This is a genomic window from Desulfobacula toluolica Tol2 (assembly GCF_000307105.1).
GTDB classification, from domain to species: domain Bacteria; phylum Desulfobacterota; class Desulfobacteria; order Desulfobacterales; family Desulfobacteraceae; genus Desulfobacula; species Desulfobacula toluolica.
In genome coordinates this window covers 4,837,560-4,850,422 of record NC_018645.1, presented here as the reverse complement: position 1 = coordinate 4,850,422, position 12,863 = coordinate 4,837,560, and the positions used below count along the sequence as shown (strand labels likewise).

Sequence of the window (12,863 nt, the reverse complement as noted above, 5' to 3'; positions counted from 1 at the left end):
TGATTGCCGGTTTTGCCGGAAAGGGCTTCAGTTACACCCATGGTTTTAATACTTCCCTTGCCTGGGTTGGCAAAAGACGCTTTAACAGAATGTGATGCCGGATCAAGAAAAGAATCGGATCTCATCAGATGATCACTGCCGACAAGATATGTTTCACCGGTTTTGCCCAAACCCTCTCGTTCCTGCATGATGGAATTGATGGATTCAAGGGAAAGCTGTAATGCCACAATTATTTCCACTTGTCCATTGTGTATGAGGGGCTGTGCAATAAACGCACACGGCTCGCCGTTGCTGGGTGCATAAGGCGCAAAATCCGCCAGTCCGAATTGTTTGCTCTGCACCACCTGTTGAATCAAAGTTCCAAGATTGGACCGGCTGTATTTGCCGTTTAAAAAATTAGTCTGATAATCGGATTCCCTGGTAACCGTATAAAAAGCATACCCGTCAGGATTGAAAAGGAACAGATCATAATATCCATACAATTCCTTATATTTGGCATAAAACTCATTGCCGTCCGCATCAACGGGGCTAAAGGCTTCAGCCACATCAATTTCAGATATCATGGCCCAATAAACGCCATTGCCCAGTTCAACTCTGCTCCATGCGGACAATACCGGGTTGCCGTTATAATCAACAATGACCTTGTGATTTGTATTTCCTTGTAGCGCATCTTTAACCGCTTCTGTCTTGACAGGTTTTTTGTTTTGAAAGGATGCTTCCACTGAGTGGCCTTGGGGGTCAAGATAGGAATCCGACCGCATCAGGCCGTCTTGGCCAACCAGGTAGCTTTCACCTGTTTTTCCCATGCCGTCGCGTACCAGCATGATTTGATTGATACGGTCCAAAGGAATCTGTAATGCAACATATCCTTGAAGATTGCCAAAATCATCATGTATTTGAGCCATCATAAATCCTGCAGGCTTGCCGTTGGAAGGTGAATAAGGTTCAAAATCCGCAATGGCAATTTCGTCTTTTCCCATTGTTTTTGCATAAGTAAAGATTTTGCCCATGCCCTGATTTTTCAATTCGCTGCCGGGTATATTCATGCCCAGATCAGCTTCACGCATGACCGTATAGATAATATTACCCTGCTTGCCAATCAAAAACATATCATACCAGCCATTGCCTTCCATGATATTCTTGAGCCGGGGATGATATTCCAGTGCCGCTGATTTCCATTCAGAGGACTCAGTCTTATTGCCTGCTTTTGCAAAGGCCGTGGCAAACTCCATCACAGCTTTTTGAACATACGGATCACCCTTCAGGCCCTGAAGCGCCCCTTTTACAGAACTTACATAATTCATAAGCTGTTGTTTTTTTATTTCCTGAACAGCAACCAGTTTTGCAAAAGCTTCCTGCCTCAAGGTGCTGACGGTTTCCACAAGAACCCCCATGTCGCCTTCCCGTTCTTTAAAAAACTTTTCGATCTGGCCTTTTTTAATGCTCCGGACAGAGGACAATTGTTCAAATTTGCTTTCAACAAATGATTGCTGTGCAGTCTTTACGGCCATTACCCCTAAAATGACAAAGGGCACAATGGCAACCAAAGAAAATATCAATGTATTCAGCCCCATTTTTTTTCCGATTGACAGGTTCATGTTTTCTCCTTTCTGCTATTAATAATTAATTGTTGTTGATTGTTTGAATTGTTAAATTTTCCAGTTTTTTTTCTTTTAAGGTATTGTTCCAAATCATCTTGTTCAGTACGGCAGACATATCCTTAAATCCATGGCAGGCAAAAGCAAGATATCTTGGGTATAATAAAAGTCCTTTTTTGATTAATTGTTTATCTTCATTTGGAAGAATTAAAATATACTGTGAAGAAAACAGTTTTTGTTTGTTGGAATATAAAAATTCAAGTTCTTCAGCAGATTTGATCAGAAAGACCACTATATACTGGCCATATAATCTGGATTTGATCACATTAAAAAAACTTTTAAAATCAAAAACCATGACAGGCATTATATTGCAAACGTGATAAATCTCTTTTTCAAGTTTGTCCTTTTGAGTGTTGCCTGCATCTGAGTAAATAATAATGTCCATTTTCCTCCTTTTTCCAAAATAAAACCAGTTTCAGCATTTAATATCAACCAATACAAAAAGAGTGCCAGAGCGTTTAGCAGAAAAAAGTTTTTAATAACAGACAGTTACATGGGGCAGCTTTTTTGGGGCAATCAATAACACAATACAAATCGTACTAAACAATACGAATTTCAAATTTGATATGAATTTTTTTTATAAGAAAGCCTTAGTAAAACAGGTATGGATTTTCAATCTTTGTTGTGGACAGATTTGAATGAAATACCAAGTCTGCCCTTGGAAGCTATACGGATCTGGAGATGTTATATTTTTTGAGCAAAGAATAGATACGGCTTTTGCTGATGCATGACAAGGTGCCGGCTTTATCAAGATCTCCGTTGGATGACTGCATCAGCTTTTCAAGATAGATCTTTTCAATTATGCTGATTGCCACGTCTTTTACCTGTTTTAGAGGTTTGATGGGATCTAATAGATTATCCGGCAGATCAATGGATTGAAACTTGTCCGATGTTTGGCTGACACGCTTAAAATCACACCCTGCCCTGGTTTTGTTCATGGAAGATTGAATATAGTGTATTCTTATCGGGTTGGGCAAACAATTGGGATAAAGAATCGGAGACGCTGGATCAGCCAGTATGGCTTTTTCCAGGCTGCTGATAAGCTCCCTGATATTTCCGGGCCAGTCATAGGATTCAAGCGCTTTTAAAAACTCGGAGACAAACCCTTTGTTTTCAAAACCGTGATGATTGCACAAGGTATAAATATAATGAAGGGTAAGATCCTTGATGTCTTCTTTACACTCTTTTAAAGGGGGCAAATCAATGTGAATAGTTCTGAGCCGAAAAAGCAGATCATTTCTAAATTGATTTTCTTTGACCATTTCTTCAAGATTCCGGTTGGTTGCCGAAACAAGCCTGAAATGACTCACGACCTCGTTTGTGCCGCCAACTGGTTTAAATCTTCGTTCCTGAAGAATTCTTAAAAATTTTTTTTGTATGGATAAGGGCAGTTCTCCGATTTCATCAAGAAAAAGAGTTCCTCCATCCGCTTTTTTCACCAGCCCGTCCTGATTGGAATCCGCCCCTGTATAAGCTCCTTTGACATGGCCAAACAGCACGCTTTCAACAAGCTGTTCCGGAAGGGATGCACAGTCCACCACCACAAAATTATTCTTTTCCTGCCGGCTGTTCATATGAACAACTTTGGCAAACAATTCCTTTCCGGTTCCTGTCTGCCCGGTAATCAATACATTGGCATCACTTTTGGCGCATTGTGCAACCATGTTCAGTCGTGACAGAAGTTTGGGGCTTGACCCAATGATGCTGGATCTGTTTAAAATTTTTTCAGGTGAAGAATTCAGAGCTTTTTTTGATGCCCGAAAATCCAGGGAGCGTTTGACTTGCAGTTTGATTTCATACCCTGAAAAAGGTTTTAATATATAATCCCAGGCCCCGCTGTCAATTGCCATTTTTGCACCTTGCTCATCGCCTTCTCCGGTTATGATAATGACTTCAGGTTCAGATCTTGAGTTTTTGATAAGAGGAAGGGCTTCAATACCATTTCCGTCCGGCAGATTTACATCAAGAAATATAAGGTCAAACGTCCCTGAAGCGACCATCTCCAGTCCATCGGCAAGTGTTTCGGCAACCATTGGCATTTGATCAAGTTCATTCAGGTGTTTTATTAAAAGCTCTCGTATCTGGGGTTCGTCATCTATGATCAATATTCCGGCCATAAAGTTTCCTTTAATATGTTGTCCAATATTTTTTTTCTTTGATATTTATCTCTTTAGTTTCATCCAGAACAGTTCTGACGACATCAGCCAATTCCCTTTTAAGGATCGGTTTTGACAAGTAGGCATTAATGCCCATGGCCTTGGCCTGCTCGGCATTTATTATCTCACTGTATCCTGTACATAAAATCACCGGCATATCGGGTTTTATTTTAAAAATCCGCCGGGCAAGTTCCGCCCCTGTCATGCCCGGCATAGTCATATCCGTCATTACCAGATCAAATCCGTTGGGAGAATTTTGAAACACATCCAGAGTTTCAACGCTGGATGTCAACACAGTAACTTTATACCCAAGTCTTTCAAGCATTTGTTTATGCATCCGGGCAAGGTCTTCGTCATCATCCACCAGGAGAATGTGTTCCTTGCCGGTTGGAACCGGTGCCATAGATCTTTCCCGAACATTTTTTTTTGTTGCTTTTGCCACAGGCAGATAAACGCAAAATGCTGTTCCTTTGCCGGGTTCACTGTTTACGGTAATATCCCCGTGCAGATTTTTGACAATGCCGTGTACGACCGCAAGGCCAAGGCCCGTGCCTTCTCCCATGCCCTTGGTGGTATAGTATGGCTCAAAAATTTTATTTTGAATGTCTTTGGGAATGCCAATGCCTGAGTCACTGACCTCTAATTTCAGATAAGACCCTGTTTTAATATTAAGATTGCCATTAAGATCTTCACGGTTTAATTGTATCTGCTGCAAAGAAATGTTTAAAACACCTCCAGATTCTTTCATGGCATGATATGCATTGGTACACAGATTCATAAAAACCTGATGAATCTGTGTCGGATCAGCAACAACATTTTCACAGCCCGGATCAATATTTTGTTTGATACTAATTGTTGACGGGATGGAGGATCGTAACAGTTTTACAACTTCCTTGGCAATGATCTGGACACGCAGCGGTCTCAGCATTTGATCGCTTTTTCGGCTGAATGTCAGTATCTGCCGGATTAATTCTTTGGCCCGGTGCCCTGCTTTTAAGACCTGATCAAGCTCGTGTTTTTTTCTGCTTTCTTCAGGAAGATCGAAAAGAGCCAGTTCCGTATATCCCAGGATAGCTGCAAGAATATTATTAAAATCATGGGCAATTCCCCCTGCCAGGGTTCCGATGGCCTCCATTTTCTGGGTCTGGCGAAGCTGCTCGTCTCTTTGCCTAAGCGCCTCCTGAGAATTTTTTCTCTCGGTAATATCACGGTTGATCCCCCGGTATCCCCATAAGGTTCCGTCATCATTGAATATCGGCCTGGCACTGGCTTCAAGAACCACCTTGTTACCGTTTTTATGTAGACAAGTGTTTTCAATGGCACTGAACATCTTCTGCCCGGAAACCATTTCCCGGAAAATAGTCTGCATTTTCAAACCTTCCTCAGGCGGCATAAATTCAAAAGGGGTCTTGCCCATAATTTCGCCGGGATCATACCCGAGCAGATTAAACACCCGGGGACTGCTATAGGTATAGACGCCTTCATGATTCAATTCCCATATCCAATCAACTGTATCCTCGATCAAATCCCGAAACCGGGTCTCACTTGCAAGCAAAGATGCTTCGGACAATTTGCGCCGCACCCCCAGGGAAATGCTATTGGCCACGCTCTCAAGCGACTTCATAACCATATTTGACAGGATGTTTTTCGAGAACATGGCAACAACACCAATCACCTTATCATCCACCACAAGGGGATGGCCTGCAAAAGAAACCATTTTTTCCTTCTTTGCCCATTCCTGGTCACAAACCTGAAAGTCACCCATAATAGCATTGGTTGTATGAGGAGATTTGGTTAAAAAAATTTTTCCTATCTTGTTGGTGCAGGCAACAGATTTTCGGCTATGTTTGCCGTTGATACTTGTGTACATTCCGGCGCTTGCCTGCAGCACCAGAACATTTTGAAGCTCATCAATAAGCCAGACACGGGTAAACACAGCATCCAGATGGTGAACAATGAGTTCACAGCAATTTTGCAGCATTTGCGTAATGGTTTTCCCCTGAATCATGGTTTGGCTGATATCAAAGCTCAAGGACAGCAGTTTGAGTTGATTTTCTCTGATCACAGCATTTTGTGTGCGTATCTGTAATTCCCGCCTTAATTTATCTTGCTCTTGTTGTAAAGCCAGGGTCCTTTCATGGATTATCTGTTCAAGTTGTTTTTGATGTTGCTGCATCATGATGCAATTCTTGATTCGTGACAACAATTCAACTGCAAAGAAAGGTTTTGTTATAAAGTCATAACAACCGGCCTCAAAGGCTTTTTCCTTATCATCCAATTCCGGCAGAGTGCATATAAAGATGATTGGAATATTAAGGGAGATATCATTTGAGTTTAATGTCCGGCAGAGTTCAAATTCATGGTTGCCAGGCCTTTGAATATCTATGATGACTATGTCCGGCAGTTTTTTTTTTACAATGTCCAGTACTACCCTACAGGTTTTAGCATAATCAATTCTATAGCCTGCTCCTGAGAGAATTTCAGATAAAATATTCGAACATCCGGTATCGGTAACAATCAAAACAAATTTATTTTTTTCAAATGGTATAGAAGAAACAGCTTTATTTGACATTTTTATTTGTTTCCTTAAAATACTCTCCGAATTCATGGTCTTTTTCAACGGTATGATGAAGAAACCATTCCGTTAAAAAACTGATAATGTCTTCAATTGTTGATTTGGCCATCTTAAAATAATTGATTTGATCATTTAACTGGCTGATAAGGTTGCGGTGAAGATCCTTATGGTCTTCAATAAACGGGTAGTTGCAGCGAATCATTCTGTTTTCTTCGCTGATAAAGTGAAAGGATGCATACTGTGAAAGCTCTTCCAATAGTCTGCAATTGTAATAGTCATCTTTGGGTTCAACCAGATCATCAATCAATTTATTGATCAGCAGAGTAAAATATTGATGCTGGAAGTCTATCTCCTCAATTCCTATTTTATAGTCTTGTTTCCAATCAATTTTTTCCAGCATAGCTCTTCCTTTTTGTATGATTTTTACATAATATTTCAGCTTCCGGGATTTATAAGACAAATCACTTTTTTTTTCAACCTGGTTTCAAGTCAGCCTGTATGCGAAAACACAATTTTGAAGGTATTCAGAGGCCAATGCTGATGTTTGAGTATGGGGCTAATCTTAAAAAGAATCATTAAAAATACCGTCAAACCATACAATAATCGTATAGCTTTCAAGAGATGTTAACCGATTATTTTTGCAACAGCATTAAAACCCTGACATACTATTTTAAATTAAGATTTTTTTAATCTGCCAAAACTTTTTCAAGCTGTTTAACCATAAATTCTATTTCCCGGTCATTGATAATGAGGGGCGGAGAAATCCGGATGGTATGCCCGTGGCTGTCATTGACAATCAAACCGAATTTTAACAGCTTGCGGCAAAATTCCATGGCATTGCCGTTTTTCATTTCTATTCCGATGAAAAGCCCTTTGCCTCTGACCTCTTTGACATGAACGGATTTTTTGGCAATTTGTTCAATTTTGGCTTTCAGGATTCTTCCTTGTTCAGCGGCTTTTTCAGCCAGTTTTTCTTGTTCAAAAATCTTTAAAGCAGCTGTTCCTGCCACACAGGCAAGAGGATACCCGCCAAAAGTAGACCCGTCTGATCCTTTGGAGAAAACCATATCCATAATTTTTGCATTGGTAATAAACACGGACAGGGGAACAAGACCTCCGGATAATGCTTTTCCAAGAATCACCCCGTCAGGAACAATGTTTTCATGTTCAAAGGCAAATTTTTTCCCTGTTCTCCCCAGACCAACCTGGATTTCATCACAGATCAGCAGAAGATCATGGTCGTCGGCCAGCTGTCGAAGCCCTTTGAGAAAGCCTTCAGGCGGTATTCTCATTCCTCCTTCTCCTTGCATGGGCTCCACAAGGATGCCGCATGTGTTGGGTGTGATGGCTTTTTTGACCTGTTCAAGGTTGCCGAATTCAACGGATACAAACCCGGGGATCAAAGGCCCAAAGCCATGTTTGTATTTTGGGGTGGATGAAAAAGAAACAACGCAAATGGTTCTGCCGTGAAAATTGCCGTCAAACACAATGATCTGCTGTTTTCCGTCTTCAATTCCTTTGTGCTTGAATCCAAAATACCGCATGGTTTTTATGGCCGTTTCAACGGATTCAACCCCGCCGTTTTTGGGCAGCACTTTGTTTCCGTGATTACCAAACCTGGGTGCCATCTGGGGAGCAAAGCTGGCAGCCTTGGACAGAAAAATTCCCAGCGGGTCAGTAAATACGACATTGGACAATACCGAAGCATAATTTCCAGTCAACGCATCCATGACCGCTCGAGTAATAACGGGGTGATGGTGACCCGGATTTGCCGCAGAATAAGCAGCCAGACAATCCAGGTATTTATTGCCTTTTTCATCGGTCAGCCAGCATCCTTTTGCCTGCCTGACAACCAGACCGATCCTGTCATAATGGTGGGCACCATAATTTTCTTCCAATTTAAAAATGGTGTTGTCATTCTCGGTGGAGAATCCGTTGAAATGATGAATTTTTCTTATTGCAGTCATACGACACCTCCTCTAATTATCCGATTTTATGATCTCGTAAATTCGTTGTTCGTCGTGTGTCAGTTCCTGGTGCCGGTCTATCATTTTTTCCAGAAAGCTGTGGTAGAAATCATGGCGCAGACTGTCCCGGTTTGCCAGGATAACCCATTGATTTTTTGTCCAGTTGATGGGGGATTGATCTTCATTGCCGGTTTCAAATATACCCACAAGGGCTTGTTTTTTATCGATGATCACATCTATGGATCGTCCGCCAATGGTCTGCTGTAACTGATCGCAATCCGGGTGCATCACCTGCACATCAAATTTTTTTTCAATCCTGCCCATGGCAATATAGCGAATATTTACACCTCGTTTGTCTGCATCCGTCAAATATCTGCCCAGGTGCAGGTCTGCCTCGGGAAACAATCTGACATAAATTTCCTGTTTCGCCTCTTTGATCATTTCCATGGCTTTTTCCATGACCGCGTCATACCCGGTAAGGGTCCAGACATATTCAACAGCATTCTTTTGGCAGGCCTTTGCGATCTGCTCTTCAAATGCTTTGATGCTTGTGTTAAATTTTTTTTTCAGCTGTCTGATCAATTCATCCGGAGGCAGGGGTGCATATTGGCCGGCATTGATGTTCATCACATAACCCTTGGAAATCAGGCTGCGCAACACATCATATATCCTTGATCTGGCAATCCCTGATTGCTTGCTCAACTGGGACCCGTTCACCGGGTGATGGCTTACCAGGGCCATATAACAGGCGGCTTCATATTGTGAAAATCCAAGATCTTTTAGATTTGAAAAGGATTCCATTTTATCCTCCAAAATGTTGCTACCCTAATAGCAACATAACTGTAACCCCAAGAATTGTCAATAGTTACGCTTCAAATGCCCGGTGAAAAAAATTATCCCTTTGACACCGGGTTTTGAATCAGGTAAATAGTTTAAAAAAATGAACATCTTAAATCTTATCCAAAAACAGGAGAATATAAATGGCGGGTCTTAATAAAGTGATGCTCATAGGGAACCTTGGCCGGGACCCTGAAATAAGGTATTCCCAGCAAGGATTGGCAGTCGTGAATTTTTCCCTTGCCACAAGCGAACAATGGACAGATAAAAACACCGGTGACAGACAGGTAAAAACAGAATGGCATCGCATTGTAGCCTTTGGCAAACCAGCTGAAACTCTTGAAAAATACCTGTCAAAAGGCAGTCAGGTTTATATTGAAGGCAGACTTCAGACACGGAACTATGAAAAAGACGGTCAAACCCATTATACTACAGAAATCGTGGTATCCAATTTTCAATTCCTTGGCGGCAGACAGGATAACCAGTTCGGTGGCGGAGGATTCCAAGGCGGTGGCGGCCAGCAGGGCGGCGGATATCAAGGCGGTGGAGGACAGCAAGGCGGTGGAGGATTCCAGGGAGGTGGCGGTTATCAGAAACCAGATTCCGGAAGCGACAGCAATTTCCAGGGTACAACAAGCCCGGGCATGACCGGCGGACAGCAGCCTATTCCTGATGATGATATTCCTTTTTAACCGTTTTGAAAATTTTGTTATTCTAAAAATAAAAAAGCCTCATGGTTGACCAATCGTCTACCATGAGGCTTTTGTTTAAAATGGTTCTAATCAGCCAAGCTGTTCTCTCATTGTAATATCATGCTTCATTTCCCGAAGCGGTTTTTTTACGGGCTTTTTTGCCTGTTCATCAAAATGACTTGCCACACAAACCTTTCTTAACTTTTCAAGGTTGTTTCCCAGCGCCTGTCTTTCTGACGGGGATAAATCTTTAATGCAACTATTATAATTTTGCTGACTTTTTCTTTTTGCTTTAAACTCCTGGTGCCTTCTCAGTGATCTTTCTTTCATAATACCGGCTCCTTTGTTTATAATAGTTTAAAAAATAATTTCCCAATACACACCTTTTAATTTGCATTCTTTTAATTTGCATGAAAGATGTGACACCCTTAACCTGAAAAAAAGAATAAACATTTAAAAAGAGTTTGGCAATCCTAAAATTATTTTCTTGGATGTTCTTTTCGCCACTGCTTGGGACTTTTATAGGAAGCCTTTTGTATCCACATCCCTTTTCGGGACTGCCTGGCCTTTGATTCTTCGGTTATATAGGCTTGGAAATCAAGATTTTTAGGCCGTCTGCCTTTATATACTTCGGCCAGCCCGGCCCTTACCATCGCGATATTTACATTTTTATTGCCGATAAAAACTTCTGCCAGTTGCCTGTTATATCCGCCGATACCGTAACTTTTAAGGGTGATGTTTTTATTGTCCACCAAACCTGCCAGATACTGCTTTGCTTTTTGGCTGAAAGGCTGGCTTTTTTGACCTTTGAATCCGATTTCCGGAGAATCTATTCCTACCAGCCGTATCTTGAAAATCAAATCAAGCCCGCTAACCTTTATGGTATCCCCGTCAAAGACCTTTAATACCTTAAATACCTGATGGTTATTTTTTACGGCTGTCAATTTTTGAAGAACGGCACGGCTTTCCGTCAGTTCTTCAACTGCTTCATCCAACGGAGCGGTTGTGTTGCTGAAATGCTTGGTACCGTTTTCATCGGTCCAAAAATAGATATTTCCGTACAAAAACAGGCTTAAAAAAAGAAGAAGAAAAACTTTAACAAAAGTTTTTATCATACAATTTGGTTTATCACCTTTTTTTTATCCACACAAACCCGGACCACTGTTTGTCATGTTTTTGCCAGGCAAGCTCAAATCCTTTTGCCGAATAGCAGGCGATAAGGGCTTGTGTTTCCCATTCGCGCACACCAGACAGAATGGCAATGCCATGATCTGTCAAGCTATCCCAAATCATATCAGACAAAGTTTTCAGCGTGGGAAATCTTAAATTGGCGCAAATGATGGAAACCGGAGAATTGCACTCTTTCATAGTGTCTTCAACGACGTTGATTTGTTTTGTCAGATGATTTAATGCAATATTTTTTTTAGCTTCATTAATGGACACCGGATCAATTTCATAAGCATTGCAGGCGGCAAGCCCTGAAAGGCACATTGCCATGGCCAGCACACCGGAACCGGTTCCGATGTCCGCGCCGACAAGGCCTGGTTTAAGATGAATCAGTTGTTGTTCAAAAAAACAGAACTCTATTGCGGCAAGACAAAGTTGTGTGGTGGGATGCTGGCCGGCTCCGAAAGAGATGCCCGGCTCAATAGTAATGTCTATATCGGTCGGGGTGGATTGTGTCTCAAATCCAGGGGGTGTGAGAACAAAATGCCTTGTAATGCGGACCGGCTTTAGAAAACTTTTTTCCACATAGGTGGACCCGTAAAGATAATGATAAGACAGCTCCTGTTCATCAATGAGCTGCCTCACTATCTTTTTGGCTGCTGAAGATGTGATCAAAACCCTGGACTTGATTTCTCTGATAAGCGCTTGAGGGGTCAGCCTGACATCGGATTGATAAAGAATATTTAAAATTGTTTCTTTATCCACTTGCATATCATGCATATCAGAGGGAATCATGACCTTCTTTTTTTAACAATTCTTCATACCAGCGGGCAAATTCAAACATCCCCAGTATTCTTTCTTCACTATTGATAATACCCAGGCACATTTCAAAAGCACCCTGGGCAAAGGTATTTGAGTATTCATCATGATCAATCTGGGTCAAAAACTCCCGGATAAGAACCTGGCTGGTTCGCTTGGTTTTATCTTTCCGGATCTCAATGGGATCTTTGGGTTCCTGAAAAGGATTCCATGCTTCATATCCTTTTTTAAGGATCTGCTTCTGGCCTCTTTTGCCCATGGCATCAAAAATGCCTTTTTTCTTTTCTTCAATCTGTTCGGGGGTAAATTCATCCATTTTTTTTGACTCCCATTTTTCTGATTCCCAGGTATTCTTCATTAAAATCCGTAACCATGGCCATTGAAACAGGGATCAGCATTTCATGCATTTTTATTTTTTCAGAATTGATGGCTTGCACCAATTGGGCTGACAGCAGCTGGAGCTGGGTATAAATTTTGTCCATATTCAATGTGGGGTAAGGCTGTCCCTGGTTAAAATTTGTCCGACCGCAGATATGGCTGACACCTGCCGTGGATGTGGGAATACCATAAACCCTGCAGGTAATCGGCCTGTTTTCATACAGAACACACAGATTGTCCTGGCCCAGAAGGGGACATCTGACCCGTTCCTGGGACATTTTTCCGACAATTTCCAATTGATCTGCACCATTTTTGACTGCCTTAAAGGCATCCCGTTTCATCTTTGTAAGCACCCTGTCCGTCTTGTCCGCAGTTTCAATGAGATCATTTTTTTCTTTGCCACTGAATTTATTTAAAAATTTATTTTTCAAATAAAGCGCTTCGATAAGGGTGAGATCAAAAATTGCATAGCAGCAGTCACTGCATTTTTCCCTGCAGAACACTTCTTTGGGGTATTCGTTTTTCACACGGGCAAACACTGCATCCACCATCTGGACAAGTGCTTCATATTTTACAAAGTGTTCGTTTAAATCTAATGCCATAATGTTTATCCT

At 41.5% G+C, this 12,863-nt stretch carries 12 protein-coding genes and 1 pseudogene; 1 reads left to right on the top strand and 12 read right to left on the bottom strand.

All coding sequences use genetic code 11. The features are described from left to right. Window positions 1–566 precede the first annotated feature (566 nt). The 7 genes and pseudogenes from TOL2_RS26125 to TOL2_RS21835 all read right to left on the bottom strand — a co-directional run. A pseudogene (locus TOL2_RS26125) lies at window positions 567–1,304 on the bottom strand (cache domain-containing protein); the annotation flags it as partial. A gap of 319 nt (window positions 1,305–1,623) precedes the next feature. Beyond that, a complete protein-coding gene (locus TOL2_RS21860; RefSeq protein ID WP_014959455.1) occupies window positions 1,624–2,043 on the bottom strand; it encodes a hypothetical protein in 420 nt (139 codons plus the stop codon). A gap of 280 nt (window positions 2,044–2,323) precedes the next feature. Continuing rightward, window positions 2,324–3,775 (bottom strand): sigma-54-dependent transcriptional regulator, encoded by a 1,452-nt coding sequence (locus TOL2_RS21855; RefSeq protein WP_014959454.1) that lies wholly within the window; start codon window positions 3,773–3,775, stop codon window positions 2,324–2,326. A 10-nt stretch (window positions 3,776–3,785) separates the two neighbouring features. After that, window positions 3,786–6,386: a response regulator gene (locus tag TOL2_RS23915; RefSeq protein ID WP_014959453.1), complete on the bottom strand. Its 2,601-nt coding sequence runs from the start codon at window positions 6,384–6,386 to the stop codon at window positions 3,786–3,788. Further along, on the bottom strand, window positions 6,376–6,789 hold the full coding sequence (locus tag TOL2_RS21845) for a bacteriohemerythrin (RefSeq protein ID WP_014959452.1): 414 nt from the start codon (window positions 6,787–6,789) through the stop codon (window positions 6,376–6,378). The genes TOL2_RS23915 and TOL2_RS21845 overlap by 11 nt, the downstream gene beginning before the upstream one ends. 286 nt (window positions 6,790–7,075) lie before the next feature. Then, a complete protein-coding gene (locus tag TOL2_RS21840; RefSeq protein WP_014959451.1) occupies window positions 7,076–8,356 on the bottom strand; it encodes an aspartate aminotransferase family protein in 1,281 nt (426 codons plus the stop codon). A 12-nt stretch (window positions 8,357–8,368) separates the two neighbouring features. Next, window positions 8,369–9,157, bottom strand: coding sequence for a TrmB family transcriptional regulator (locus TOL2_RS21835; RefSeq protein WP_014959450.1), 789 nt, complete (start codon window positions 9,155–9,157; stop codon window positions 8,369–8,371). Window positions 9,158–9,336: 179 nt separating this feature from the next. Here TOL2_RS21835 and TOL2_RS21830 point away from each other — a divergent pair, with 179 nt between their 5' ends. After that, complete coding sequence (locus TOL2_RS21830) at window positions 9,337–9,885, top strand: single-stranded DNA-binding protein (protein ID WP_014959449.1); 549 nt, start codon at window positions 9,337–9,339, stop codon at window positions 9,883–9,885. Between the two features lie 90 nt (window positions 9,886–9,975). Here TOL2_RS21830 and TOL2_RS21825 read toward each other — a convergent pair whose 3' ends face one another. From TOL2_RS21825 to TOL2_RS21805, 5 genes are all read right to left on the bottom strand, one after another. After that, window positions 9,976–10,215, bottom strand: coding sequence for a hypothetical protein (locus TOL2_RS21825; RefSeq protein WP_014959448.1), 240 nt, complete (start codon window positions 10,213–10,215; stop codon window positions 9,976–9,978). Window positions 10,216–10,364: 149 nt separating this feature from the next. After that, window positions 10,365–11,000, bottom strand: coding sequence for a thermonuclease family protein (locus TOL2_RS21820; RefSeq protein ID WP_014959447.1), 636 nt, complete (start codon window positions 10,998–11,000; stop codon window positions 10,365–10,367). 13 nt (window positions 11,001–11,013) lie between these two features. Beyond that, window positions 11,014–11,847, bottom strand: coding sequence for a 50S ribosomal protein L11 methyltransferase (locus TOL2_RS21815; RefSeq protein ID WP_014959446.1), 834 nt, complete (start codon window positions 11,845–11,847; stop codon window positions 11,014–11,016). Continuing rightward, window positions 11,834–12,187, bottom strand: coding sequence for a hypothetical protein (locus tag TOL2_RS21810; RefSeq protein ID WP_014959445.1), 354 nt, complete (start codon window positions 12,185–12,187; stop codon window positions 11,834–11,836). Before TOL2_RS21810 ends, TOL2_RS21815 begins: the two co-directional genes overlap by 14 nt. Continuing rightward, window positions 12,180–12,851, bottom strand: a complete 672-nt coding sequence (locus TOL2_RS21805) for a YkgJ family cysteine cluster protein (protein ID WP_014959444.1) — start codon at window positions 12,849–12,851, stop codon at window positions 12,180–12,182. The genes TOL2_RS21810 and TOL2_RS21805 overlap by 8 nt, the downstream gene beginning before the upstream one ends. Between the last annotated feature and the right edge of the window lie 12 nt (window positions 12,852–12,863).